Source organism: Paenibacillus sp. FSL R5-0912 (genome assembly GCF_000758605.1).
Taxonomy (GTDB): domain Bacteria; phylum Bacillota; class Bacilli; order Paenibacillales; family Paenibacillaceae; genus Paenibacillus_AQ.
Window position 1 is genome coordinate 4,752,519 of record NZ_CP009282.1, and the last position, 26,875, is coordinate 4,779,393.

The following is a 26,875-nucleotide window of genomic DNA, read 5'->3' on the forward strand; positions in this document are numbered from 1 at the left end:
CCTCCTATCCGTCTTTGCGGTCTGTGATTTTGAATTGAACCACGGCGATCAGCAGCATGATGAAGCAGAAGATCATTGATTGCGCTGCGGCCAGGCCGAACATATCCTTCTTGAACCCCGTGACATAGATATAGCGGATCATGGTATTGGTGGAATCTCCCGGCCCGCCGCCGGTCATAATCTGTACCTGTCCGAACAGCTTGAGGCAATTGATAATCTGATAAAAGATCTGGATCTTCATCACACTGGACAGCCCCGGCAGGGTGATGCTCCAGAAGCGCTGCCAGGCATTCGCGCCGTCGATCTTCGCCGCTTCATAATGATCTGTAGGGATTTCCTGCAGTCCGGCCAGAAACAGCACCATCACAAACCCGACGCTCCACCAGTCTGTCGCTATCGTAATCGCCCACCACACGAACCTGTGATCGGTGAGCCAGTTGATATCCGTGTTCATACCGAGGGCATGCAACAGAGCATTCACCGGGCCGTTCTTCGCATCGAACAGCTTCAGCCAGATGAAGCTGACCACAGAGACGGACAGGACATAGGGCAGGAAGAACACGGAGCGGATCAGGGTCCGTACCCAAATTCTCTGATTGATGATCAGCGCCAGTACCAGTCCAAGCACCAATACGGTTGGCGCGCACAGCAGTACGAAATAAAAGGAGTTCCACAAATACGAATAGAAATCCGGATTCTCTAAAATTTTCTTATAGTTGGCCAATGCAACATACTTCTGCATCCCCTGAATGCCCCAGACATGCAGGCTCATCCAGGCTCCGTTGATTACTGGCCACAAGTAGAACACTGTAAACGGTACCAGAAAGGGGACCAGATAAAAAATAGCTTTTATTTCCTTCAGTAGATGTATGGGCTCTCTCCTGCGAAGAGGCGTTGCCGCTTTATTCTCTATTACACTCCGCTCCATCGGTTATTCTCTCCTTCAATTAAGTTTGCGCATGGGCTGGAAGGACTGGCCACCCGCCCTTACGGCGGCGGGGGCCGTACCTTTCCTGCAGAGGGAGCTAGTTCTCCAGCACTTCGTTAATCTGTTTCTCCAGCTTCGCAAGCCCGTCTTCCGGACTCTCGCTGCCGAAGATGATGTTCTGCAGCTCTTCGGAGATAGTGGTAATGATGGTGGTATACTTATCTGTCGGCGGGGCAAATTTCACAGTCTTCTGCGCCTCGATGAATTCGCTGCGGTATGGCAGACTCTTGTAAGCATCGCTGGTAGTTACTTTGCTGTTCGCAGGCACATGACCCGCCTGGCCCCAGGTTTCTCCGCCTATTTCAGAGAAATACTTCATAAACTTGGCTGCCGCCTCCTGCTTCTCAGGAGTGACATAGGACGGAATTACAAGCGTATGGGAGCTGGCCCAGTGTGTCTGGCTGCCAAAGATCGGAGGAAGCGGCATTGCGCCGATATGCAGGGATTCATCCCCGAGGAGCAGCCCCGCTTCCCATACACCGCCGAACCAGAAAGCAGCTTTGCCGTTATGGAAGGTATCCCACGGCGTTTTGTCATTGAGATCGGCATATTTATTGTTGAAGACGTCCAGATAGAATTTCAGAACATCCAGCGCCTGCGGATTGTTGATGCTGGCTTTGGTCAACTCCGAATTTAGAATATCCCCGCCGGCTTCATAATAGAGATTGAGGAACGGCTCTTGGAAATAGGGGGTATTCACAGCCATCGCCTGCACATCCGGCACTTTGGCTTGAATATCCGCCAGCGTCTTCTCGAAGCCCGCCGGTGTCATTTCACCCAGCTTAGGGGTGCCGTCCTCATTCAGCAGATCCGCCTTCTGCAGAATGTCCTTATTGTAGTAGAACATATGGAAGTGGGTATCCAGCGGGACAGCGTAAGGCTTACCCTCGTAGGACACACTCTGCATGTTGGAATCAGAGATCTCCTTCAGGTCAAATCCGACCTTGGACGCCAGCTCATCTACAGGTACAATCTGCTGTGCCTTCACGAACGGGGAGATCCGGTCCACATGGGCAATGGCAATATCCGGGCCTTTGGAGGAAGACAGCGCCGTGCTAAGCTTCGCGTAATACTCATTGGATTCGAGGCGGAGCGGCTTCACGGTCACCTCTTTCTGCGAGTCATTGAAATCCTTGATAATCTGGTCTACGAATTCCCCTTCCCCGCCGCCGAACATGTTCCAGAACGATATCTCTACCGGACTGCCGCCTGCACTCTCTGTCTTTGCCGGTTCATTCGCCTTGGCAGGCTCACCGTTCTCTTTGTTTCCGGATGAGCAACCCGGCAGAATCAGGGCCAGTGTCAGCCCGGCCGTTACCAAACCTGTGAACTTCTTATTTATCCTCATTTGAACAACCCTCTCGTCAAAAAAGTTTGTGTGCGAGAGCCCTCTCATACATTCATGTAAGGGCTTTCTTATCTCTCACTCTACAGGGGATGAGGCAACTGTTGAACCGACAAACCGCTGCTCCTTGGTGAACAAACGACAGATGTTATTGGCGCGGGGCTGACGCAAAGGTAGACGATCTTAAGGAGGGTGGAGAATCGTAAGGTGCGGAAACGGGACTTCCAGTCCCCATTGAAATTAGCAACTGCTGGAAATGGCGATCATCCTCGCATCTGCCACATCTCTCGGACCTGGCTCCGACTCTGACCCTGACTCCGACTCCGACTCCGACTCTGGCTCCTACTCCGACTCTGGCTCCTACTCCGACTCTGACTCTGGCTCTGCATAGCAGTTGGATAAATGTATCTTAATTCGAAGGTTTTGGCGGTTTTGAGGTAATTAGATGGATAAACGTCATTTAATTACATGCCTTCACCCTACTGTGAATTATTCCCGGCCTATTAAGTGCTGTTTATCCACCTGTTGCCCGGCAAGGGCGCCTCCGTTCATAAGCAAGTGGAGAAAATCCAACTGCTATGAACGAATTTGTCAATCCCCCTGTTTCTTCCCTTTTTAACAAAGGTTTTTTCAATCCCTTGGGCATGGAGACAACATGCGAGTCGTCGGCTGGCACACTGCTATCCGTGGGTTGGTTCCACATGTTAGGCCTACGTCGAAGGAGCTTCCCTAAACTATTGTCGCACGTCAAACCCATCCGGGTTTTGTGCAGTTGGATTTCGTGGATTCTCCTCGAACCTTTCTCGTTGTCTCCATGCCCCAAGGATTCATCCTTTGGGGACAGGCTTTTTCTTGTTCTATATTATGCGATTCCTGCTTCTGCCTTTACCGCAACACACCAAATGAATCCGACCAATTCCCGTCCCACCGCTGCGATCACCAAGTTTCGGTGTTTTCCCCGTTTGACCATCTGCACATATTTTTTGTGCAATCTCTCCTGCGCCTTCCATGACGTTTCCTGGACATGAGCACTTTGCCCTTCTAACCGCTTTTCTAAATCGCCTTTGACCGCCGGAAGGTAACGGTAACTCCAGGCCGATTCCACCAAAGCACGCCTTACGGAGGCATTTCCTGTTTTAGTCAGGCGGCCCCGTCTTGTCTTGGGTCCTGTAGAAGATTCCCGCGGAACCAGTCCCAGGTAACTCATCAGCTGCGCAGGCGAACGGAACCGCTCAAAATTCCCGATTTCAACGACGAGCGTCATGGCCGTGAGCAGGGCAATCCCCCGAAGACCCTGGAGCGCTTGAATCACAGAGGCGTACGGGCAGATTTCGGCTTCTTTCCGCATGGCCTCCTCTAGCCGTTTAATGCGCTCCTCCACCTCCCGCAACTGTTGTTGCATCTCGGTGAATACCCGTTCTTGCGCGGTATGCTCAAACGTCAAGGTAGAGAGCCACAGCCGGTATCGTTTCGTCCAGCGTTTTTTCATCCCTTCCGGGGTGTGGATCTGGTGCCGTAACAGAAAATGAACGAGGTGCTGCCGGGCCCGGTGCAGTTCTTCCCGAGCATTCTCCCGGGCTCGGATGAGATCCCGAAGAGCCTCGAGTTCCGGAGTGGGTACATGAATGGCCGTCAATTCTCCCGCACGGTGGAGCTGAGCGAGCCGCTCTGCATCCCGTCGGTCGGTTTTAATGGCATCGCCTGAACGCTGAGGAATACGTGAGGGGGCGATGACCGTGCAGGAAATTCCCATCTTGGTCAGCCAGCGATACAAATCATACCCGGTGGGTCCCGCCTCATAGCAGACTTCAAGAGTAACCTCCGGGCTTTTCAGTTTCCGAATGAGTCGTCCTACAGCATCTGGCGTATGGGCAATCGCTCCGTGATACCGTGCGGGGTCCCGTCCCTCGTCTGCAATCGCCACTGCAATTTTTTCTTTTGACACGTCCAAACCTACGTATTTTATGGTATTCTTCATAGTAACAGCTCCTTTCGCATTTAGCTCTGAAATGGTTGTCCTTACTCCCATTTTAACCTAAGGTGTGCGAACAGGGGCTGCCTTTCGTTCATCATAACTATATAGATGGTACTTGGATCAATAAAAAAGAGCCCCGAAGGGCTCCAGAAAGGAATCGCAGATTAGTTCACTGTTATATTATCGAAGCTTACGCTGTTATTGAAGCCGCCCCGCACCCCGATGGTGCCCGAGGTATACAACGCGTCATTCAGGTTAATCTTAGGCACAGCCATATCACCAACATATACCTTGATATTGCCGCTGCCCACAACCACCTTCATATGATACCAGCTGTTTACCGCAATGGGTGTAGCCACTGTCTGGAGCGGGGTCCAGTTGTTGTTGAAGCGTCCCAGCCAGACCTCGCCGGCGGAGTCAATGCCCGCAGCATAGCCTTTCTGTGAATCTGCACCGGTACCCGGACCCGTCAGATTGAAGACCAGACTGCCCTGGCCGGCATTATTCAGCCTGATGTCGCCTTCCAGCGTATAGTTCATTTTAGATGGATACGGGGTAAGCACGGATTTGTCCGCATTGACCGAACTGAGGTTATAGGCTCCGCCGCTCACGGCCCAGGTTCCCCCATAACGAACCCATCCGTTGTCATTCGCCGCAAAATCATTGCTGTATGCACCGCTGAGTGTGCCGAACCGGACCTGCACATTATGCCCGCCAACACTCCGCTCGACCGAATCCACAAAAGCAATCTCATTCACCCCGGTCTGGTACATCGCCGTCCACCACGAATTCCCGAACGCGGGAACATCGTTGTCCACCCATGTTGTCCCGTAATCGTTACTTAGAGACAATACATTGGAGTTGGAGCTGAGCAGCAATCGGCCGTCGGTTAAGGAGAGCAGATATGGCCCGCCCTGCTGATTGGTCGATACCTGGGTGCCGATACCGCTGGACCACGTCTTGCCATCTGTACTTTTTTTGGTGAAAATCCGGCAGTTCTGCGTTCCGCACACCTCAAAGGCGACAATATACTGTCCGTTCGTCATCTTGCTCCAGACCGGCATCCCCGGACGTGCCCCGGCGTTAGACGGGTCCCAGGCCACATAAAGCTCATTCCCCCAGCTGGCTCCGCCGTTGGTAGAGATTTTCTCGGAGATGATCTGGCTGTAGGAAGGGTTCTCGGTCACATGCTTCTCACTCGCATACATGACAGCTACCGAGCCGTCATTCAGCAGCTGCATATGCGGCTCATATACCCCTTTATCCGGGTTCCCCAGGGAACCAGCGGTGCCGTTGTTCTCATCAATTGTACTCAGGAAGCTCCAATTCGCGCCTCCATTCACACTCTTATACACTCTGAGCTTATACGACTCCTGCCAGCGGACCGAGCGCATGGCCAGCAGAATATCGCCATTGGCCAGCTGCACGAACTGCCCGTTGTCGAGGTCACGGCCGTCTTCCCACAGGGTGGACATTAGCGACCAGGTGCGGCAGTTGTCTGTGCTGCGGAAGACTTGCAGCCGGGTGCCGCCCCAGGAGACCTTGGTATAGCCGTTGTTATCGTAGATAGCGGCGACCGCCAGCCAATCCCCGTTCGCCAGCTTGATCATCCGGGCATATTCCGCCCCGAAGGTTCCGGGTCTGAGCCCGCGGGCATCAGTACCCGCATCGGTGAAGGTGTTAATATCGGTAATCGTGGATGAGGTACCCCACACCACCGGGCCATTCGCGGCAAATGCCGGAATGGCGGTAAGGATCAGAAGCAGACACAGGGAAGCCGACAGCGAGGTGAATAGTTTTTTTAACAAATAAGCCCCTCCTCTTCATCTTCAATTATGAAACCTGTTGACCGCACCTACATGTAAGTGCTTTCACTGAAGATTCTAAAGGGCTTTCTCTTGTCATTGAACCGATAATTCACCGTTTTTTGGGTACCAATGTTACGATTATTCCTTCAGCTGCAAATTGGCCTTCCGGATCACTTCCAGCGGAATCTTCGGTGTCCGGTCCGCAGTAAGCAGCCCGTTCACTTCTTGCTGGACATCCGTAATCTGCGTATAGCAGTATCCGCAAATATAAGGGGTGTCCTTGATGGCCTGCGTAATCTTGCTGAACCGCTCAATGAAGGCATCGGTGCTGCTTACCTGCTCTCCATACCCCCAGCCTTCGCCGGAATCAAAGGCAATGCCCCCGAATTCGCTAACTATCACCGGCTGGCCGCGGTATTCATAGCCCTGAGCCATGGCATATTTCCAGGTGTTGAATGAGGATGCCCTGCCAAGAATGCTGGTGGAGTCTGCATAACGCTCAAGCAAGACATCTCCGCTCTCTTCATAATCATGCAGGGTGATGATGTCGCTGATGGTATGCTCCCAGCCGTCATTCACAATGACCGGACGATTCGGATCGATGGATTTGGTCAGGTGATAGATCCCCTCGGTGAATTTCTGCTGCAGCTTGTTCGTGTAGACCTGCGGAATGCCCCAAGATTCGTTAAAAGGCACCCAGGTGATAATCGAAGGATGATTATACTGCTGCCGGACAATCTCCGTCCATTCGTTCGTGAAGTTCTCCACTGCCTCATCGTTGAACTCAAAGGTCGCCGCCATCTCCGACCAGACCAGCAGCCCCTTTACATCGCACCAGTACAGGAACCTGGCATCCTCGATCTTCATATGCTTGCGCACACCGTTGTAGCCCATCGCCAGAATCGCGTCGATATCGGCAATCAGCGCTTCTTCGGACGGCGGGGTCAGATGGCTCTCCGGCCAGTAGCCCTGATCCAGAATGAGGCGCTGATACACCGGTGTATTGTTAAGCAGCACCTTGCCTTGTTCGATTGCAATTTTGCGGAGTCCGAAATAGGAATATACCCGGTCAATGACCTGATTATCTTTGTAGAGAATAAATTCTACTTCGTACAGGGTCGGCGCAGCAGGTGACCAGGACTGCAGCTTCCACGGTCCATTCGCTTCGTGAGTCAGCTCCACATCCAGCTGCAGCCAGGTCCTATCTACATGGAGCGAGACCTGCTTAAATGTCTTCTGCCCCGTGCTGATCTTAGTCTCCAGGCGGAGATTGTCGTCCGCTGCCTGTGTCTGATATTCGAAACGGACAGAGCGGTTATCGAGATCCGGAGTGATTTTGACAGCCTTGAGATAAGAGGGCGACACATACTCTACCCACACACTTTGCCAGATCCCCGTTGTCTGCACATAGAAGCACTCGAAATTCTCATCCACCCAGCGCTGCTTGCCCCGCGGCTGAGTACAGCTCTGGCTGTCTTCCGCTTTGACGACCAGCCGGTTGGCCGCTCCCGCATCCGTATTCACATAATCCGTAATATCCAGCGAAAAGGCCGCATAACCGCCTTGATGACCTCCGGCATAGCTGCCGTTAACCCACACCTTGGCGGTATAATCCACCGCCTGGAAGTTGAGCATCACCCGCTTACCGTTCAAGTCCGCAGGTAGCTGCAGTTCCCGCTCATACCATACATAAGGATGAAAGGTCGTCTCGCCGATTCCGCTGGCCTTCGTCTCATACGTAAAAGGCACCTGAATTTTCAAATCCCCGTTCAGCTGCTCATTCCACCGCTCCCGTTCACCAACGTTGCCATCGTCAAACCGGAAGCTCCATTCCCCGTTTAAGCTCTGCCATTCCTTACGGACGAACTGCGGACGCGGATAATCCTTAATATAATGCTCAGTTGCCATTGTATTGCACACGCTCCTTAAGAACAATATTTTTGTTTAATTACAATAAATATGTATTAATTATTGCAGAATCTGCTGAAATGTCAATCACCGATTGTACAGCAAAAAGAACCTGCGCCTAAGGCATCAGGTTCTTCGCTGGTCCGTCACTTGACGGTATAAAAGATCTTCATCACCAGATCCTGCTCATAATCGCCGAACTTCCGCCCGAACAGATTCATTCCGCCCTTGAAGACCGCATTCTCCTTCACACCCAGCCGCAGATCCACATGGTTCTGCTCTGTAAGCTTCAGCTGGCTCAGATTGACGGCGGATAACTCTTGGTGGTCGATCGTGCTGCGGGTATTGTCTACGCTCCAGGTCTTGAGCGAGCCGAACTGGGTACCCGTATCAATCCACCAGGAAGGATTCAGCTTCCCTCGTCTGCCGCCGAAGTCGCCGGGCGAGGTCCAGGTGCCAACCTCCACATTGTTGATCCACAAGGTAATATCCGAAGGCCAGTCATTCTCATAATTTGGCGCCTCGGAGCAGATCTCCATCGAGAACTGGATCAGGCCGACCGCTGCCCCCTGCGGAATCTCCAGCGGATAGCGGTATTCGAGATACCCCTTACGCAGCCAGAGCAGCTGGGCATGAACACGGTCCGGATGGAAAAAGCCCGCCGGTGAGTCCTCCACAATAATCGGCCCTGCCTCACTGACCATGCCGCAGGTAGGCGCCACTTCACAGGCTGTGAAATTGCCAATCGGCATCTCGATTTCGTAGCAATAGTCTCCTTGGTCCGCCTGTGCGCGGCGATCAGGGACATTAATGATGATCTTGATATCATCATAGATGCGGCTGCAGACCTTCATGGAGCCGCGCGAAGCCGGCAGCAGCTCAGTCTCAATCAGCCCCGCCTGCTCCAGCACCTTCACATTCGAGGCCGCAGTAGACACCGGTATCTCCAGCGCCTCGGCTAATTCCATTACATTCATTCTCCGGCTGTTGAGCAGCTCCAGCATTCTTAGTCTAAGCTCCGTAGACAGCGCATGCGTCACTCTAACCAGTTCATCAGGATGTTCCATGGATAATTCCAGAATATCGATCACCGCTTTGCTGTCATATTAACTTCAACATTCCCCTCAATAAATCAGCCCAAAGCGAAAATTGTTGTATAAAAAGCGTCAACTTAACAAACTCACTCCGCTGCGGACGCTTCCGGCAGCAAAACCACCGGATCACCCAACCGGATCTCCCCGGTCCGGATTACAGAAGCATATACGCCAAAGTTCAGATTAAGCTCCTTATTCACTTGTTTGAGCAGCGAGCTGTCCCGCTCCAGCGTATCAGGGTCCGTCGTAATCATAACACAGCGTTCACAATAGCTGTCCACCTGCAGCTCCGCACCGCCTATCGATAACCGCCGGCCGAGCCACGCCTCTTCCCCGGGCGAATCCTCACTTACTTCCACGACAAAGTTACCCCGGAAACGGCGCTGATCAACCGGCTTGCCCCATAACGCCTCCAGCTTCTTCAGGCTCTTATCGGTCACGAGCAGGATACTGGCCCCGTCCACAGATAACAGCTGCGGGTGTTTAGCCTCCGGGTGAGGGGCTTTGAACTCAGACATCGTAATTGGCGTGGAGGTCAGGCTCTGGATTTCATTCAGCAGATCCGTATCCCAGCCGAAGACTCTGCCGTCAGCCGCCGTCACCCGGATATCCCCGTGGATAAATTGCGCTTGATAACTAAGCATATTGGGGAGCTTTCTGGCTGTAACATACTGCCACCAATCCTTCTTCGTCATATCATAAAAAGCACAATACCGGTCCCCCTGCACCCCGTAAGATTCTATCTGACACGCTTCCAGCTCTTCGCCCGCAAAGGATTTGACCGGATAGCGGTTAATCGCCGTAATTTCACCAACTGTAATGGACACTATGTCTGCACCTCATCTGTCTATAATTTGAAGCTCTGACTATTCTCCGATTCGACAAACACCGGCACATTTCCTGTCATCATGAATAAGTTTATCACATCCGGTGTACCATCAAGAATTAGAACTCGTGTTTGAATAATAAAGTCTATATCGTATAATTTTAATTTTTACTGAATAGTGGTTTTTGTTAGGCCGCTTTCTCTATCCCAAAATACATAAAATATATAAGCATGCTGAAGGTTTTGTTGATCATACTTTTTTTCTAGCTGTCCAACAAATATCATGGGTCTATCATTATTGAATTGCCAATCTGGATTTTGAACCCATACCGGCTTTTCATCTAATATCTCAAAATCTTTTGCAACAATAGTTCTCAACAAATCTTTAAGTGCATCCTCCTTAGTACCTTGATAATTTTCCAGGAGTTTTATAAAGTATTTTTCACTTTCAATACAAGAAAGAGGATCAAAAGAATACTCTTTTCCTAACTGTAATAAGATTTCCATTTTATCCAAAGGTATCTCCGATGTAAAATCATCTACATATTCACTCATTTATGTCGCCTCCAGCTTTATCAATAAAATATTATTTAAACCTAATAAAATCATAATTAATTTTTCTTCCTGGCGGTAAAAGTTTTTCATGATCCCATGGCCATACTTCTCGAAGATTTATCGGCTCATCAAACCCGGGAATCCCACGATTTCCATTGGCATGATGAAGTTCTTTGCTGACAAGCTTCTCATAGATTTCTCCTGTTCCCCTATCCAATTCTATAACTTTATCAGTATGCGCTTGTTCTCTAGCGGCTTGTTGAGCTAAATCACCTTCTAATGCTCTGCCTTCGTCTATATATTTTTGTCTATTTTTCAAATAATCGTAAACCGCAAGTTTGTTCATGCCCTGTTCCTGAGCTTTCAGTTGCCTTGTAAATTCAGCAGAATCATGCTTTACATTCTGGTTAAACTTAACTTCAGTTTCAGGAAGCCTTAGAACATCACCCGTCCCCTAAGTTGTAATCTTAAACTGGGGAATAAAGAAGGTGGCAACTGGTCCTTCCAATTACCACCATTATATCAGCTTGCCTGACGCTCTAATAGAGTTGCCGCCCGAACTAAAGCGGACAGGAGCGATTCCGGCAAAACGGGCTAGCTTATCAGCACTAGAGAAGCGGCGAATATCTCCGATTTCAGCAATCAGTTCCGCCGCTGTAACGGTGCTAATACCGTCCATCGAATCCAGTTTGTAATCTGTCTCAGACAGTACCTGACGTAGCTGTGCTTCTGTCTCTTTAATCAGTTCTCTGCTCCCCTTCATGTCCTGTACCATATTTACAACAAGAAAGTCTCTTGATGCTTGGTAGTTTCGCTTTGTTTCTCCGTCTTTCTTCACCAGTTCCAAGATTTCCTCTGCTTTACGGGTAGAACAGGTGTTATGGCTTGCTTTGCGGAGGTATGCCGCTAGTTCCTCCGCCCCCACCGATTCCAAGTGATACGGAGCAGGGTACTTTTCCCAAAAGGCAAGAGCGGCTTTCCCGTCAATATCACAGAAGAATTTCTTGTAAGATGGATAGTGATAGCTTAACTGCTGATGAAGTTGGTTCTTGACCGTAGCGGCATGTTTGACAATAGCGTTCCGCCTTGCCCCCAGTTGCCCGATTGTCCAATACATATCCTGCGGATTCGCATCAGGCAGTTCATCAAGCCTGGAAAGCGACACTTTGGCGATGCAGTACGCATCCCAACTATCGCTCTTTTGGGTCGTAGCGTAGCTTTTACGTTCATTGTAGGATAGAGCGGAGTTAACTTCCTTGACGATTTGTTTCTTCTCAACAAGGTGAACGGCTAACGCTCTGCCATTGCCGCCCGTATCCTCTAATCCATAGACAGGGGTCATTCCTTTTGGCGTATGCTTCTTGACGAACTTCATCAACTCGTCAAAGGCAGATGGCTTATTCTCGATTTGGATTTCGCCAAGCCGTTCATTCCAACAGTCGATGATAACTGCTGTATGGTGGGCTTTATGCAGGTCTAAACCAACGAAAACATGACGCATTTTTTAGTGCATAAAAGAAATCACCCCTGTGTACGGATTGTTAGTTGTCGTGATGGGTAAAGAATGGGGGCAACCTCAGTTCAAGCGTTAACCTTTCGGTTCGCAACGGGATGCAAGCCTCACCACTCAATACTTGTCACAGTATGGCTTCATGCAAGCCATCAGCTTCTATATTTCCATAGCGGTATGTGCCGTTATAAAAATCACGTTTGTCCAAGATTCTTTTGATTTGCACTTTCGTAAACAGTCTGCCTTGTTGCGTAGTAAAGCCTTCTTCATTCATCGCTTCTGCAATTTGGGTCAATGACCATGCCGGATGTTCTTCCTTTAGCTGAAATACTCTGCGGACGGTTATTGCTTGCTTCTCGTCCACTTGGATGTACTTCTGACCTTTCTTTGCCTTGTAGCCGAAGGTGGCTCTCCCTCCGGCATAGCCCCCCTGCTCCGTCTTCTTATACCGCCCCCTGCCTAGCTTGAGGGCGATTTCGAGCCGTTGATACTGGTCAAGCAGTTCCATTAATCCGTTAATTAAGAAGTCGTTCGGGTCTTTCTTGTAAATACTATAGGTTGGCTGTTCAATGCTCCGAACGTCCACCCCATGCTTCTTAAACTCACGATGTACCAACACTTTCACAATGTCAGACCGCCACAAACGGCTTGTGTTGGTTTTCGGAGCAAAGACTAACTTGTAGGAGATATGCAGGAAGTGTTCTCCCGTATTGATTCTGATACGGTATTAAATCCTCTTTTCCCCACCGTCATCCTGACCCCGTAATAGTGACAGATGCGTTTATGGAACTCATTGAAGAAGTCCCAATATACGACTGTAAAGTCAATGACAATACGGTCGATGGATAAAGCGCCCCCTTTCATGTGCCGCCCCCTCCCGAATTTTTTCATGAATTTCGGGCTTAATTAGAGGGCAGGTGGCTAGCCTTTAACACATGACCTTCCCGTTGTTAAATGTTCAGTTAAGTCCTGACAATATAGTTGTCGGGGTATCCTATGAATTAGTTGCGATGCTCTCGACACTATATCCATCGGGGTATCTATTCGCAAAGTTGCGATTGATTTGAAAAAACCGCAAGAAAACGAAGATAACAAAAAACAGGTCAATCATGGTGGTATCTGACCATAAACAACCTAATAGATGTAACGGAATAGCGTTACTTAGGGTATGAAATTCAAGCCTTTGCGTGCGTACAACCGGAATGACAAAATCTTTACACGGGTATCACATGGGTTATATGTGTTATTCATTTAATGGTAGGTTCATTCGTCACCCACCCCCTTCAAAAGAAGAAACCTTGAAAGGCATGAAGCCAATCAAGGTTCTGTATGTTAAAATCGTCATTTATGGGAGTATGCGCTCCCCCACTTAATAAATTTGTCCCAAAAGTTTTCGTCAAATACCGACTCTTTATCTAATCCAAATGACACCGCCAGTTTCTTCCACTGCTCGAAATTAAAGTTGGTCGGGTACTTATCAGTCGAGTAGAATTCTATTACCAATCCTTCAAACGACATTTCGTACTCTCCATGTTCAAGGTAGTGCAGAACACCTTCTAAATCATCTGAAGAAAGTACGCTCTCCGACATTTTAATAAGTTCAATTAAGCTATTTTCCAGTTCTTCATGCATAGAAACACCTCACTTACTTGGATGGGTTTGCAGGGAAATTAGTAGGGTATGCTGTCGATATTTGACCTGCATATTTATGATTGTTTGGATAAAAATCAACACGAATTTCAATGCCATCACGCACACCAATGGCATAAGGAGAGTCATACTTACCAACGCCTCTTATTGCATTAGGGTCAGAAGCCACGTCAGAAACCTGATGCAAAATTCTATCATCACTCCAACTAGCAGGGAACTCTGTTTTCTCAGGCTTTCCTGCTCCTGCTCTATGTCGATTAAGAATATGGTCTTTTCTGTGACCAGTTAAATCAACATAGTTATCAATTTTTGTTAGAGAATTACCCGTCCCCTCAGCCCCACCCTCTTTTTGCTCCAAATACTGTTCAACCTCACTGATCACAGGCGCGATAGTTTCAAGATCTGAATTCACTAGTTTTTCTCGTGGTGTTGCTTCTATCTTGGTATTGTGTTCTTTTAATTGCTTGATTCGCTCGTGAATTTTAGAATCTTTATTTCCAACTTTAACCTTGTCTAAATTCCCTATCCGTGTCGTAAATCCCTCTATAATTTTGGGTACGGGTCGTTTATTCTCACTAGCCATCATCACCACATGCCCGCTGCCGCGCTTCTCGACCCAGAGCTGGTGGCTTTCCTGGCCGATTTTGAACTTGACCAGCAGACCGGCAATGGCGTTCTTGAGCTTACCGGCACCGGCCACCGCAAGATCAATCCCTGATTTCAAAAGCCGCTTGCCGAAGGCTAACAGGCGGGTATGCACGCCTCCTTTGACGGTGCCGAGAAAATCACCGGCGGTTTCTTTTTTGGCAGCGCCCGCCTTTCCGCTGGCTTTTGGTTCATCTTTTTTGCCTGAGCTGTCTTTACTGCCTCCACCCGATACTCCGGACAGATTGGCCATCAGCTTCGTGCCGTTGCCGAATACCTGATTGGTCTGCGACTGGGCTTCATCCACAAGTCCCGTTGCTCCTTCCGTGGCTTCGTCGATCAATCCGCCTACCTTTTCCACAGGCCCCTGAAGCGGCTGCAGCAGGCCCTGGACCGGGCTGGACGCTGCAATTTTGTTAATTAACTTGTCTGCGAACGGAATATGCTGGCGGATCAGGTCAACCAGTGATTGGCCCGCCACGGCTTCAATCCCTTTGAATACGGCCTTAATCAGTGCTGACGGCGGATTGGTGATGATAAAATTCAGTACCAAATCGACGCCTTTGTTAGCCAAGACTGACATCAGCTGGGCCGGTTTTCCGAGCAGCTGGACCTTTGCTTTAATGCCGCCGGCGGCTTCGGTTACTTTCTCACGTATTCCCTTGAACAAGCCTCCAGCCGCTTCCTTCAGCTTGCCTGCCCCCTCACTCAGAGCCTCGGAAGGGTTCTTCAATACCTCCAGACCCTGAACCATACCGGCATACACCATGCTGAACGGGTTGAACCACGACTTGCCCGAGATGTTGATCACCGGCAAAGCCTTGTTAATCGCGCCTGCAACCTTGCCGACTGTCTTTTGCAGAATTTCGAACACGCCCTGAAGAAGCTGCAGCACCTTCATCAGCCCTTTTTCCTGGCTTCCGCCTTTCGGGGCCTTGCCTCCATCCTTGTCCTTCTCCTTGTCATCTCCCTCGGCCGTCTGCAAAGGCTGAAGTTCACCGAACAGCCCCTTGACCAGAAAGCCGCCCAATCCCGCCGGATTCAGGAACTGCTTCAGATTCTGTACTTTGAAATTCCGCAGGGTATTGACCACAGTCATGACTGTGTTGGCCTGACGCAGAAGCTTAGGGAGGGTCGAGGTCAGCCAAGTGACGATTTGCACCAGAACGCTGCCTCCACCCGTAGCAAAAGCAGCGGCAATCTCCGCAGCAATCTGGGCAACCTCCAGAGCCTTGCCGAAATTTATTTTGAAATCACCGCTTAGGAATTTCCCGATTCCCGAGAATATGCCGTTATACAGCGACTGGGCACCAGCGAACAGCTTATCCACCGTTTTACCCATGAAATCCAGGGCGGCGCTGACCCCCTTCTTCAAGCCGCTTGCGATAGTATTGACGGCTTGAAGCGCCTTGTTCACCGCACGGTCGATCCAGCCGTTGATCTTCTTGGCAATGCCCGGAAACCGGGCGAATATTGTATTGGCAATTCCCTTCAGCACGTTCCCGAAGCCTTTAATGGCGCTGACAATCAGCTTCCGGCCTGCTTCAATCAGCCCCACAACCGCTTGCTTGGCTTTATCGAAAATAGTTTTGACAGCCTTGCGCAGATGGGTGAAGAGGAAGTTCATGCCTTTTTGGATAGCCTCGCCGAGCTGCTTGCCCTTTTCCTTGATCCATTCCCAGGGGTTTTTGGCTTTTTTCTTTTGTTCGCCCTCAGCCTCGCCTTGCTTTTGCTTCTCCTCTGCCTGAGTCTTCGTGTTCTTGTATTCCTGCCGGGATTCGGTTTCGGCATCAGACAGCTTGCGCTTGACCTCGCCTTCCTTCTCCTCCCTGATCCCGGTAATTTCCTTATTCTTCTCTGCTGCGGCTGCCCCTGCTTCGCGGTCGTACTCCCCGCTGGTGGTCTTGATCTCTTCCTGCCACTGCGTCCGATACCCCGAGACCTCCGCCTTGGCCGCAGTCTGCTCGTTTCGCTGCTTCTCGGATGATTCGGTTTTCAGCCGTTCCACTTCTGCCTTCGTATCGCTTTGGGCAGTAGTGAGTCCACTGTCAAACGGTTCTTTGCCTTTCTGATACTCCGCCTGACTATTCTGCATGTAGGCCTGGAGCGGACCCTCCAGATGAGGGTTGAGGTATCCGGCAACATCGGGCGGAATTACACCGGTGGATTTCAGCTGAAAAGCTGGCGGCGCCACGGAGCGGATAGCATGCCCAGACCGGAGAATGCCAGGGTCCGGCTTAGGCTGAATCCGGTTCTCCCCGAAATCCTGCCGGGTCTGCTCCAGCTCGGAAGCCTGTACAGTCTGCATATGCTGCTTGGCCTCTGCCTGAAAGCTCTCCACCTGGGAAGGATCGGCTTCACCTGTCAGGCCAATCTCCGGCGGATTGGCTGCATATCTGCTTGCCTCCTCCATAATTTGGTCTGGATCTGCCTCCTCTGAGCCTTGGGGAAAGCTGTTCATCCCTGCAGACGGATTCCCGCCTTGCTTGCCGCTCTGAAAAGCAGGCAGCTCGAAAGCGGGCACCGGATCTGCCCCTGTCCGCTTCGGAGGATCGGCAGCTTTGCCTGGCGCGATGCCGGTGGGAGTAGGAATGGCAGGCAGCACCTTCTCAGCCTGCTGTCTTTGCTGCCCCAGCGCCTCACCGGAGACACCCACTGCCTGGGTGTACGCCTGGGTAATTTCTGCCGGAGCAATGCTGCCGAGCTGCTGGATCACGCTGCCCGGATTATCGCCTTTAATATGTACAACCGGAGCTTTGGCTGGTGCTTTTGAGGCTTGCACCGGTTGACCGGCAGTCAGCGGACCTGTTGCAGCGGATCTCTGTACAGGTGCAGCTGGTATGGCTGCGGACTTCTTGTCCGTCTTCGCTTCCGTTTTGCCTTCCGGCTTCGCACCGGACCTCACTTTCGCCTGAGGTTTCGATTCAACTTCTTGCTGGGCATTTACGGCAGGCTCCGCTTTTCTTTCCGATTTCGCTTCGGCTTTAACTATCGCAGGCTTCTCCTCTGACTCCCGCTGCTGCCCGGCTTCAAGCTGAGAGGTTTTTCTGGTGGCATGGATAGCCCGGGCCGGAGCCGGTTTTTCTGCAAGCGGCAATGGCTTGCCTTCAGCAGCTCTTTTGAGGCCTAGTGTGTTTCGGTTGTTTGTTTCAGCTTTCGGGCGGGGCTCTGCCTTCCCCTTGTTCCGGTTACCTTGGTCAAGCAGCATAAGAGCACTCCGCAGGCCAATGGCACTAGTGAGCATCGTGAACTCACCGGAGGTCACTGTTTCAGGGGCTGTTAACAGACGGTTGGTTAGCTGTTTGAGCTCAAGGGGCGTTCGCAGCTGCGGCTTCAATGCCGCTTTGTCAGCTAGTGGGACTTGTGCAGAACTCTTTCTCGTCCCGGCCTGCGGCTCTGCCGGCTTGTGTACAGCAATCTTGCTAGGCATTGAGGGTCACTCCCTGAATATTCCGTATACAAGTAATGGCAATTTCAGGGGTTGAATTACAGCCTTTTGGGTGAATTAATTTATTACTAGTACAGCATCAGAACTAAAGAAGTGAATTCATTCAACCCTGCAGCAAATGATGGACTGAGTTCCAAGTGGAATTTCAGTAATAGTTGTAAACTGTACAATTAAAAATAGCGAAAAGGTAGGCTTGCGTCTTTTAACTGTATTCTAGAGTCAATTTCATAATTCAGTTTGCTGAATAGTTAGACTCGGCCCCAAATCTGAGGTCATTTTTTAGAAAATCAGGCTACTTGCTGGGATTTGCTCAACTGTTTGTTCAACTTGTCCAATGCAAACTTACTAAGATTGTAAGCTAGTGTACTGAGCTGGAAATCGACACTTGCCCGTACGCCGCGGTGACGTGTGCGTTTCATGCCAAAATACTCTTTGAGATAGGCAAAAACACGTTCCACTGCCGTACGCTTTTTGTACAGCTCTGTAAAGCTTTCGCTCCCTCTTGCGGGATAGGTATGCTTACGCAAATCCGTTTGGATGCGGATTTTAAACACCTTTTGGCATCCGGAACCCAGTAGTGGGCAGCCTGTGCACTCGCTCGGCTGGGTATACTTCAGCGTTTCGTACTTGGCATCAAAACTGTCGTAGCGGTAGGCATGTCCTTGGGAGCATACCGGCGTGTAGTCCACGTTCATTCCCTCGGGCGGATCTTTGCGGTGAATCATGGGAATCGCCGGATAGGCACCTAACGAATGAATCAACTGGTAGATAGACGCGCAGTCGTACCCTTTGTCGCCCAAGATATGCTTTACCTTCAGTGTGGGAAACTTCAGGGGCAGGCCTTTGAGAAGAATAACGGCCATGCGCTGGTCATTCGGATTCGCCGAACTAAAGAGGCCGCTCAAGATATACTGGCAGTCCGTATCGACGAGCAGATTCGCCTTGAAACCGTAGTAGCTCGTCATTCGACCCTTCGTATTTTTCTTGTCACAACGCGCGGCATGCCGGGGCAGCGCGGCCAGCAGTTCGTCATACGTGTAAGGTAACATCGCTTCAATGGTTTTCTGAAACGGTCCGAGACTTTGGTCATATGCTTCCTGTTCCTGACGCCGGCGTTCCCTTGCCGCATTCGTTGGACGTCCACGCTTGTCGTAGACGGGTTTCTTCGGTGGTTCGTTCACAGCCGCCTCAGGCTCAGGCTCGGGAAGTTTGAACTGAAGTTGCTGGGCTCCTGGAGCCTCATTTGGCTTTTGCCCTCGGCGAGCCGCACGGCGCTTGGCGGCCGATTCGCTAAATTGGCAATCCCAAGCCTCGACCATGGAGGAATCCACGGCAATATGTGTGCCGGTTACAAAGCCTTCTTCTAGGGCAGAGGTCACCAAGGTATCCTGCAGTTTTTCAAGCATCCCCGTGTGCTCCAGCGCATGAATCAAACGGGAATACGAAGATTCGCTCGGGATATTATCGGAGCCGGTAAATCGGCACTGCGCCCGAAACTCTTCGCTATGGGTAAGACGCCAGACCAGGGAAGAAACAAACTCGATGTTCTCCATTTTAGCGATGAGCAAGGAATAGATCATGGCAGGTACATTCAGTTGTTCGGGCCGGCCCCGGTTGTTCTTTTTCCGAAGAACGTGCAGAACCTTGGCGAGATCTAAGTGTTCAAAGATTTGGCTGTATTTATCTTCCGGGCGCATCAGGAACAATTCCTTGAAGGAAAACAGTTCTTCTTGTCGAATGGAATAGATAGGGATTACCTCTTTTCGTTCTCGGGTGTTGGTTTGGTCGCCTATATCTTCGAGAACTTGGGGAGGTACTCCTTTTTCTATGCCTAAAAAAAACAGTCCCAGCAAGGGTTTGGAATTATGAAATTGACTCTTCTATACAACTAAATTTGCCCAAATGGGTGAGAACCAAGGCCGAATCGTAGGTTGGGAATCTTATCTTTTAGTTGTACAACGTGCACTTAAGCATACGGCGTATCCCGTAATCGGGTTACTGCAAACCCTCAGCAAGCGATTTACCAAAGTGGTCTTCACTAGTTTAAATCTGATGCTGTACTAGGTAAGCACAAAGACAAGACTGGGCATAAAAGTGTGGGCTGTCAGCGTTTCTTTCTATTATTCCACGCAAAAAAGAGCAGGCTATTTTTTACATAACCTGCTCTTTTTCTTAAATATTGGCCCTCTGCCTTAACTTAATGACAGTGCCTTCTAGCTATCCCTTTGTATTCTATGTCTTTATAATGATTCCCGGATCACGCGCTTGTAATACAGCACGGACAGCAGGCCGAAGATTGAATACAGCACGGTATAGACCGCCATAACCACAAACATCGGAGTAAGCATTTCCGTACCGAACAGGAACCAGCCCGACTTTACCGCGAAGTAGCTGTGGCAGAGACCGACAACCAGCGGAATGCCGAAATTGAACAGCTGCTTGAACTGGATGCCGCGCAGCAGATCTCCCTGAGTGAAGCCCAGCTTGCGCAGAATGGTATATCCGTCCTTCTCCTCCTCGCCTTCATCCATCTGCTTGAAATAGAGAATACAGCCGGAGGTGATCAGGAAGGTCAAACCGAGGAACCCGACAATGAACATAATTAAGCCCATGCTGGTCCGTTGGTTGAGCTCAAATTCATATTGCGAGAAGCTCGGAAATTCCGGCTTCTGGTCCAGATAGATCTCATGGGCCTGTTTGGCCTGTGATTGATCGGTCAGATTAATCCCGTAATATAAATCGCTGTCCGATGTTTTCCTCTGAGCTTTCGGATCTTTATGCTTAACCAGTTCAGTAAAGACCGTATCATCGACCACAACCACTCCCATTAGCCCGGCGCCATAATAATAAGGAAGGACAGATTTGTCAGATAAACCGGTGAGCTGCTGCGTGATGGTGCTGTCTTTGGTAATAAACCCGATTTCACCACTGTCTTTAAAGGTTACCATGCTTTTGAGCGTATTGTTGTAACCCGTCATCAGTACCTCACCCGGGTGCAAATCCATTCCCTTCAAGCTGCTGTCACTGATTACGGTAGCAGTGATGTTCGTTAATGCGTCTTCCTTAAAATTATATCTCTCAATAATGTCCTCAACATTTAGAAAGACCGCGATGTTAGGAATCTCCAGCACTTCATAACCTATCTTCTCCTTATCCAGTGCCTGAAGGAACTTAGCCTCAGCCTCCTGCCGGATAAAGCCGAAATCATGCGGCGAGCTTTCCCTTGCTGAGGTTTCCACCGAATAATAAGAAATGTAGCTCAGTGACAACAGGCCGATCGCGAGTGCGGACACCGTCGTAATAATGGTAAGCAGCAGGGCATTTGACTTCATGCGGAACATAATCGATGAGAGTGACAGCACCTCATTGATTGACAGGTAACCTTTCTTGCTCTTACGGATCATATTAAAAATAAAGCTTACCGAACCTTTATAGAATAGATAAGTACCGATGATGACCAGTGCCAGGATCACGATCATCGCGATCATAAGCTCAGTCATATCTGTATATTTCCCGCCAAACAGCTGGCTGGAAATATAATATCCACCGCCGATGCAGGCAATGCCGAGCAGTCCCATAACAATTTCCCACAGCGGCATTTTACGGATACGCTGCTGGGTCGTGGATGTCGCCTTGAAGAGGGACAGGATACTTTGCGCTTTGATGAAGGTGTAGTTCATGATCATAATCAGCACATACACGGCGGCAAACACCAGAATCGTCCGCTCCAGCGCCTCCGGGGAGAACCGCAGCTTGGCTAGATTCTGGATGGCTAGAATTTTAAACAGAATCATCAGAACCAGCCGGGACATGATGAACCCTGCACCAATACCGATAAACATGGACCCGAAATACAGAATCAGATTCTCCGCACTCAGCAGCGTGAAGATCTTCCCCTTCGTCAGCCCAATCAGCTGGAACAGCCCGATCTCCTTACTGCGCCGCTTGATGAAAATCGTATTCGCATAGAGCAGGAAAATGGCGACAATAGCAATCAACAGGACAGAAGAGGCTCCGATAGCTGCACCGCCTTTGATCGAAGCACCAACCTCGTCCATTGCCGGATCAAATTGCAGCGTTACGAACGAGAAATATAGAGCAACACTGAAAATAAGCGCGAAGACGTACAGATAATAGTTTTTAATATTCTTCTTCAAATTGCGCAGGATGATGTAATTCAGGCTCACTCGGCAGCACCGCCAAGCACCCCTTGAGTATTGATAATATCGTTGAAGAAGGACTGCCGTGATTCATCGCCTTTATTCAGCTGGGTGTAAATTTGCCCGTCACGGATGAACACCACCCGGGTGCAATAGCTTGCGGCAGCCGCATCATGCGTGACCATCACTATAGTGGCCTCACGTTTACTGTTCATAGCAGAGAGCTTGTTCAGCAGGTCGGAAGCTGATTTGGAATCCAGTGCGCCCGTAGGCTCATCGGCAAAAATAATACTAGGATCATGCACAAACGCCCGCGCTGCCGACGTACGCTGCTTCTGCCCGCCGGAGATTTCCGCCGGATATTTGTCCTTCAGCTCATAGATTCCCAGCTCGCCGGACACCTGCTCGAATTTCTGATGCGCCTCTTTCTTGGACATGCCTGTGATGGAGAGCGGCAGCATCACATTCTCCTTCACGGTCAGCGTATCCAGCAGATTGTAGTCCTGAAAAATAAACCCGAGATGAGATTTGCGGAACTCCGCCAGCTGCTTCTCCTTCATTCCCGTGAACATCTTGCCCTCAATCTCAATGGTCCCCTGGCTCACCCGGTCGATGGAGGACAGGACATTCAGCAGTGTCGTTTTGCCGGAACCGGAAGGACCCATGATCCCCACGAACTCACCTTTATTTACCTGAAGATCGATTCCCTTTAATACTTCCTGCTTATTAAATTTGTTGCCATAGGTTTTATGGATTTTGTTAGCCTGCATGATAATCATCTGTAACCCACTCCTTTTCTATAGATCTATCATAAGCGGGCTGATGCTCCTTTTCCTGCGCTTCGCCGAACAATGTGAAGAAGCATGTGACATTATTGTCACATGCCAGTCACTCTCTGAAAGTCGTTCTCCCGGGGGAAAGTCAGCGTAAATATACTCCCTTCCCCGGGTACGGATGCTGCATGAATGCTAATCAGCAGCGGCTCCGCCACCTGCCGGGTCAGATAGAGGCCCATACCGGTGGCTGCGCTATCCTGACGCTCGCGCGATGACGTGAAGCCTTTGTCATAAATCCGCGGCAGATCCCTGGGATCAATGCCCTGGCCGCTGTCTTCGATGGTAAGCACGATATGACCGTCCGTTTCACCGCTCCTGATCAGGATATCCGAGGCTGCGCTGTATTTCACCGCATTCGTCAGCAGCTGTCTGAGCATGAAGGCCAGCCATTTACCGTCGGTCAGCACGTCTTCCACCTCGAGGTCTACATCAAATCCGATTCCTTTGGAGATACACCATGATTTCAGCGCCCGGATCTCCTGATTCAGAATCGGCTCCAGTCTTACATTCTCAATGAACAGATCATTGCGCATGAAAGGAATCCGTTTCTGATGAAGCTGCTGGTCGAGCAGATGATGAATCCGCAGCCATTCGTACATCAGCTGTCTTTGCAGGGTTTCATCCGGCAGCCGCTCAATCATCAGCTGCATGGCAGTGAGTGGTGTTTTGACCTCATGAATCCAGGACAGCAGCTCATCCTTCTCAGACTCCAGCAGGTGGTAATTGACGGAGGATTCCCGCTTGTACCTGTCAGTCTGGGCGATAACCGCCTCATGGACGATCCACTCCAGCGGACTGCCGGGCTCAATCACAGCATGAAGGTCATAGATCTGATCCCAGGCTTCCAGGCTTCTGTAGAACCTCGTCTCCTTGGAATACCGCAGAAATACGAAGCCCAGACAGAGCAGTGTATTCAGCAGCACAATGTACAGCACTGGCAGCAGGGGAATGGCAGAATCAACATAGGCCACGAAAATAATGATCAGCTGCAAGGCGGCAAGCAGCAGCAGCCAGCTCCGCTTCTCGGTTATGTATTTCCTTATCATTCTGCCGCCTCTTCGGTCGCCATATACCCTTGCCCGACCTTGGTCTCAATGAAAGAATCCAGTCCCAGCGGTTCGAGCTTTTTGCGCAGCCGGTTTACGTTCACCGTAAGGGTATTGTCACTCACGAAATGCTCATTGTCCCATAAGCTCTTAATCATCTCTTCGCGGTCCACAATCTGATCTTTGCGTTCGATGAGTATTTTCAGGATCAGCATCTCGTTCTTGGTCAGAAGAGCCGCTCCCTGGCTGTTAGTTACTGTATTCTTCACGAATTCAATCGCTGCCCCGCGCCAGGTCTTCAGCTCTGTACGTTCGGAGCTATAATTGTAGACCCGGCGGAGTGTGGCCTGGATTTTGGCAATCAGCACTTCGAAGTGAAACGGCTTCTGAATGAAGTCATCCGCTCCCAGCTGCATGGACATCACCATATCACTCGGATGATCACGGGAGGAGAGGAAGATAATCGGCACGTTGGAGTGAGACCGCAGAATCCGGCACCAGTGGAATCCGTCGAACTGCGGCAGCTGAATATCAATCACCACCAGATCCGGCTTCACCTCCGTAAATTCCTGCAGGACCTTGCCGAAATTCGTGATTCCGTATACCTCATACGACCACTGGGACAGTCTTTCCTTAATCTCCCCGAACAGGGTGATGTCGTCTTCAATCAGCATAATTTTAAACAATAGAGACTCTCCTTCTGTAATAATGCTATTCATTAATCCAATTGGAAACTGATTAGCTGATTCGGCAAAACACTTTTGATAACCTCAGTGTTACTGGAGTACAGCGCTGTCATATACTTGTCGAAGGTTAACGTGCTGTCATTCGTCAATAAAGTAACTGTTGTGTCTCTTGAAGGATTTCCGGATTTGCCCCTCAAGGTTAATAAATAAGAAAAGGGTGCTGGTTCACCGCTCTCATTAGCACTCTCAAATATACAATATTTGCCATCCTGAAAGAATAAGTCAGAATAAGAAGAAGAAATGCCCTCTTCATTGTCATAAAAAGCGGCCAGCCGAATCCCGTTATCCAAACCTTGCGCAGACGCTTTAACAAACCGGTCCCATACTGCCCCGCCTGCAACCACCTCTAAATTGTGCTTAACCACATAACCGCGGGCTGCGGCATCCATCATTGTATAATCTCCGGGCAGTCCTGTGAACCCTGTATAGAAACCTCTCATATCCAGCATCTGGGCAACTGTATGACCGGCAGTTTCACCAGCAGCATTATTAACGGTATTCCCCTCATTCTTGCAGCCTGCCAGCAAACCCGCAGCACATATGACCGCCAGCACACTTGTCATCATCTTAAGTCTCTTCATCCCCATTACTCCCCGCTGGAAATTGTAATTATTGGATAATTATACTTCACATTGATGAATTGACAAAGGCTTGGGCAAGTTGTAGCCTTCACTCATACGGTCTGCCGCTCAATCATGTTCAATTGAATCTCTTCATGGGCCTGGCCCCCGTCCACCGCCTGCAGCAAAGCCCTCCGGCCGATCTCCACCAGCGGTATCTCGAAGGTCGTGATGTGCATCATTCTGGCGATCGGCTGATTGTCGAACCCTACAATGGCAAGCTGACCCGGCACCTCTATCCCATTCTCCCGGCAAAAGGACAGAATTCCCGCCGCCACCTGATCACTGGTAACCAGCAGGGCAGTTGGAGGGTCGTCCATCTTCAGAATCCGCTGCATAATCCATTCCCCGTCTTCCAGCTGTACACAATCATAGAACATATAGTCATGGTTATAGGCTTCATTCCGGTTCATATAGAAGTCCCGGTAGGCCGCCTCTCTTAAATTGCTGTTAGGACTGGACTGTCTGGCCAGGCAATAGCCGACCTTGTCATGGCCTTTGCCCCTCAAATAGGTAAGCGCACGGGTGAAGCTCTGATAATGATCCATAAATATGGATGACACATGATGTCCCCTGCCATCCTCCAGCACAATAATAGGCCCGTACTGCGTATACTCGTCAACAATCTCCCAGCTGCAGGTCCGCGAACAGATAATCAGCGCATCAATTTGTTTCAGCTTCAGCATCATCAGTGCATCCAGCTCCCGCTCCACTTCATAGTTGGACTGAATCAGCACCAGCTTATAATTATCCTTGATAGCCTCATCCGCTATTCCTTCAACGACCATCCCGAAATACGGCCGCGTGATATAGGGAACGACCACCCCAATCAGGTTCGTCCTGCCCCTGCTTAGATGGACTGCATTAATATTACGTTCATAATCAGCCGTCTCCATGGCCTGCAGAACGGCTTCCCTCTTCGCCTTGCTTACATAAGGATGACCGTTAAGAACACGGGATACCGTTGTGACCGAGACTCCGGCCAGCTTCGCAATATCTTTGATATTCGCCATAATTCCACCTTCCCATGCTTGCTGCATACAGCCTGTACTCCTCTTAATTTTACCTCAAACCGCCGGAATGCGTTACATTCAGACCACAAATAAAGCATTTGACATGGAAGGCGTTTCATAAATTACAGTGGTTCTGTAATAAGGCTTAATCCGGGCTAAGTATTGTAAAAGAGGTGAGTAGAAGATGTACAACGAGGATGACGGAGCTGATCCAAAGAATCACCACCGGGAATTATGGAATACATATGAGGCTCTGGCTGGATTCATGGGTGCGCAGCTGATCGGGCACCCTTTTCCGCAGACTATGGGGTCTCTTGTTTCGCTTGAGCTGATGACCAAATTCCATACGTCATTGCTGGCAGAACGCCTGCTGCTGAACTCAGGTTTCTGCCATGAGGCTTATTGCATACTGCGCCTGATGCTCGAATATACGATTACCTTGAAATTCATTCTGCTCCAGCCCGATGAAAGGGCTGTGCGCTATTTGGATGACACCGCCGCAGCTTCCCGGCCGTTTGATTTCGACATTCCGCTGATGGCAGACGAAACCAATATGCAGGAGTGGCTACCTGTCATTGAACACCCTCTTTCCGGCTGCTCCAGCCCGCTAGAAGCCGGTGATGTGCTGGCGAAATCCTGTGAGCTGACAGCCCTGATGCTGGAAACCTGCCGGAATAGATAAGATAAAAAAAGATTGTCGAT

The 26,875-nt window shown here is 50.1% G+C and carries 19 protein-coding genes and 2 pseudogenes; 1 reads left to right on the forward strand and 20 read right to left on the reverse strand.

From position 1 onward, the window contains the following. Positions 1 to 4 precede the first annotated feature (4 nt). From R50912_RS20105 to R50912_RS20200, 20 genes and pseudogenes are all read right to left on the reverse strand, one after another. On the reverse strand, positions 5 to 928 hold the full coding sequence (locus R50912_RS20105; protein WP_052416548.1) for a carbohydrate ABC transporter permease: 924 nt from the start codon (positions 926 to 928) through the stop codon (positions 5 to 7). A gap of 97 nt (positions 929 to 1,025) precedes the next feature. Further along, positions 1,026 to 2,336, reverse strand: a complete 1,311-nt coding sequence (locus tag R50912_RS33425) for an ABC transporter substrate-binding protein (protein WP_052416550.1) — start codon at positions 2,334 to 2,336, stop codon at positions 1,026 to 1,028. A gap of 859 nt (positions 2,337 to 3,195) precedes the next feature. Continuing rightward, positions 3,196 to 4,311: an IS110 family RNA-guided transposase gene (locus R50912_RS20115; RefSeq protein ID WP_042237381.1), complete on the reverse strand. Its 1,116-nt coding sequence runs from the start codon at positions 4,309 to 4,311 to the stop codon at positions 3,196 to 3,198. 161 nt (positions 4,312 to 4,472) lie between these two features. Then, positions 4,473 to 6,116 (reverse strand): 3-keto-alpha-glucoside-1,2-lyase-like domain-containing protein, encoded by a 1,644-nt coding sequence (locus R50912_RS20120; RefSeq protein WP_042237383.1) that lies wholly within the window; start codon positions 6,114 to 6,116, stop codon positions 4,473 to 4,475. Between the two features lie 138 nt (positions 6,117 to 6,254). After that, positions 6,255 to 8,024, reverse strand: coding sequence for a glycoside hydrolase family 2 protein (locus tag R50912_RS20125; RefSeq protein ID WP_042237385.1), 1,770 nt, complete (start codon positions 8,022 to 8,024; stop codon positions 6,255 to 6,257). A 146-nt stretch (positions 8,025 to 8,170) separates the two neighbouring features. Further along, positions 8,171 to 9,115 (reverse strand): ArsR/SmtB family transcription factor, encoded by a 945-nt coding sequence (locus R50912_RS20130; protein ID WP_331281875.1) that lies wholly within the window; start codon positions 9,113 to 9,115, stop codon positions 8,171 to 8,173. A gap of 89 nt (positions 9,116 to 9,204) precedes the next feature. After that, positions 9,205 to 9,945 (reverse strand): MOSC domain-containing protein, encoded by a 741-nt coding sequence (locus R50912_RS20135; protein WP_156123216.1) that lies wholly within the window; start codon positions 9,943 to 9,945, stop codon positions 9,205 to 9,207. A gap of 167 nt (positions 9,946 to 10,112) precedes the next feature. Then, positions 10,113 to 10,499, reverse strand: coding sequence for a hypothetical protein (locus R50912_RS20140; protein ID WP_042237388.1), 387 nt, complete (start codon positions 10,497 to 10,499; stop codon positions 10,113 to 10,115). Between the two features lie 31 nt (positions 10,500 to 10,530). Beyond that, positions 10,531 to 10,884 (reverse strand): annotated as a pseudogene (locus R50912_RS20145) (polymorphic toxin type 15 domain-containing protein); the annotation flags it as partial. Positions 10,885 to 11,016: 132 nt separating this feature from the next. Then, on the reverse strand, positions 11,017 to 12,000 hold the full coding sequence (locus tag R50912_RS20150; RefSeq protein ID WP_063840075.1) for an IS110 family RNA-guided transposase: 984 nt from the start codon (positions 11,998 to 12,000) through the stop codon (positions 11,017 to 11,019). Between the two features lie 136 nt (positions 12,001 to 12,136). Next, positions 12,137 to 12,664 (reverse strand): annotated as a pseudogene (locus R50912_RS20155) (recombinase family protein); the annotation flags it as partial. Positions 12,665 to 13,350: 686 nt separating this feature from the next. Beyond that, positions 13,351 to 13,641 carry a hypothetical protein gene (locus R50912_RS20160; RefSeq protein ID WP_042237393.1) on the reverse strand — a complete coding sequence of 97 codons (291 nt, stop codon included), beginning with the start codon at positions 13,639 to 13,641 and terminating at the stop codon, positions 13,351 to 13,353. A gap of 13 nt (positions 13,642 to 13,654) precedes the next feature. Continuing rightward, the gene (locus R50912_RS20165; RefSeq protein WP_052416555.1) at positions 13,655 to 17,734 is read right to left on the reverse strand and encodes an EndoU domain-containing protein; all 4,080 of its coding nucleotides are present in this window, start codon (positions 17,732 to 17,734) and stop codon (positions 13,655 to 13,657) included. A 305-nt stretch (positions 17,735 to 18,039) separates the two neighbouring features. Further along, positions 18,040 to 19,605, reverse strand: coding sequence for a transposase (locus R50912_RS20170; protein ID WP_052416121.1), 1,566 nt, complete (start codon positions 19,603 to 19,605; stop codon positions 18,040 to 18,042). 387 nt (positions 19,606 to 19,992) lie between these two features. Then, on the reverse strand, positions 19,993 to 21,939 hold the full coding sequence (locus tag R50912_RS20175; RefSeq protein ID WP_042237394.1) for an FtsX-like permease family protein: 1,947 nt from the start codon (positions 21,937 to 21,939) through the stop codon (positions 19,993 to 19,995). Then, a complete protein-coding gene (locus R50912_RS20180; RefSeq protein ID WP_042237395.1) occupies positions 21,936 to 22,691 on the reverse strand; it encodes an ABC transporter ATP-binding protein in 756 nt (251 codons plus the stop codon). The genes R50912_RS20175 and R50912_RS20180 overlap by 4 nt, the downstream gene beginning before the upstream one ends. 98 nt (positions 22,692 to 22,789) lie before the next feature. Next, positions 22,790 to 23,794 carry a sensor histidine kinase gene (locus R50912_RS20185; protein ID WP_042237396.1) on the reverse strand — a complete coding sequence of 335 codons (1,005 nt, stop codon included), beginning with the start codon at positions 23,792 to 23,794 and terminating at the stop codon, positions 22,790 to 22,792. After that, entirely contained in the window at positions 23,791 to 24,480 is a 690-nt protein-coding gene (locus R50912_RS20190; RefSeq protein ID WP_042237397.1) for a response regulator transcription factor, read from the reverse strand. Before R50912_RS20190 ends, R50912_RS20185 begins: the two co-directional genes overlap by 4 nt. 32 nt (positions 24,481 to 24,512) lie before the next feature. Then, positions 24,513 to 25,121 (reverse strand): hypothetical protein, encoded by a 609-nt coding sequence (locus tag R50912_RS20195; protein ID WP_052416557.1) that lies wholly within the window; start codon positions 25,119 to 25,121, stop codon positions 24,513 to 24,515. Positions 25,122 to 25,213: 92 nt separating this feature from the next. Further along, the gene (locus R50912_RS20200) at positions 25,214 to 26,173 is read right to left on the reverse strand and encodes a LacI family DNA-binding transcriptional regulator (RefSeq protein WP_042242829.1); all 960 of its coding nucleotides are present in this window, start codon (positions 26,171 to 26,173) and stop codon (positions 25,214 to 25,216) included. A gap of 184 nt (positions 26,174 to 26,357) precedes the next feature. On the opposite strand from R50912_RS20200, the gene R50912_RS20205 reads away from it, so the two are divergent. Then, a complete protein-coding gene (locus R50912_RS20205) occupies positions 26,358 to 26,855 on the forward strand; it encodes a DUF5677 domain-containing protein (protein WP_042237398.1) in 498 nt (165 codons plus the stop codon). Positions 26,856 to 26,875: the final 20 nt, after the last annotated feature.

Excerpts from the sequence above, each read along its gene's own strand:
- R50912_RS20195 (WP_052416557.1), bottom strand. The coding sequence starts at position 25,121 with ATGAAGAGACTTAAGATGATGACAAGTGTGCTGGCGGTCATATGTGCT.
- R50912_RS20105 (WP_052416548.1), bottom strand. The coding sequence starts at position 928 with ATGGAGCGGAGTGTAATAGAGAATAAAGCGGCAACGCCTCTTCGCAGG.
- R50912_RS20160 (WP_042237393.1), bottom strand. The coding sequence starts at position 13,641 with ATGCATGAAGAACTGGAAAATAGCTTAATTGAACTTATTAAAATGTCG.
- R50912_RS20115 (WP_042237381.1), bottom strand. The coding sequence starts at position 4,311 with ATGAAGAATACCATAAAATACGTAGGTTTGGACGTGTCAAAAGAAAAA.
- R50912_RS33425 (WP_052416550.1), bottom strand. The coding sequence starts at position 2,336 with ATGAGGATAAATAAGAAGTTCACAGGTTTGGTAACGGCCGGGCTGACA.
- R50912_RS20205 (WP_042237398.1), top strand. The coding sequence starts at position 26,358 with ATGTACAACGAGGATGACGGAGCTGATCCAAAGAATCACCACCGGGAA.
- R50912_RS20180 (WP_042237395.1), bottom strand. The coding sequence starts at position 22,691 with ATGATTATCATGCAGGCTAACAAAATCCATAAAACCTATGGCAACAAA.
- R50912_RS20150 (WP_063840075.1), bottom strand. The coding sequence starts at position 12,000 with ATGCGTCATGTTTTCGTTGGTTTAGACCTGCATAAAGCCCACCATACA.
- R50912_RS20185 (WP_042237396.1), bottom strand. The coding sequence starts at position 23,794 with ATGATAAGGAAATACATAACCGAGAAGCGGAGCTGGCTGCTGCTGCTT.
- R50912_RS20140 (WP_042237388.1), bottom strand. The coding sequence starts at position 10,499 with ATGAGTGAATATGTAGATGATTTTACATCGGAGATACCTTTGGATAAA.
- R50912_RS20200 (WP_042242829.1), bottom strand. The coding sequence starts at position 26,173 with ATGGCGAATATCAAAGATATTGCGAAGCTGGCCGGAGTCTCGGTCACA.
- R50912_RS20165 (WP_052416555.1), bottom strand. The coding sequence starts at position 17,734 with ATGCCTAGCAAGATTGCTGTACACAAGCCGGCAGAGCCGCAGGCCGGG.
- R50912_RS20125 (WP_042237385.1), bottom strand. The coding sequence starts at position 8,024 with ATGGCAACTGAGCATTATATTAAGGATTATCCGCGTCCGCAGTTCGTC.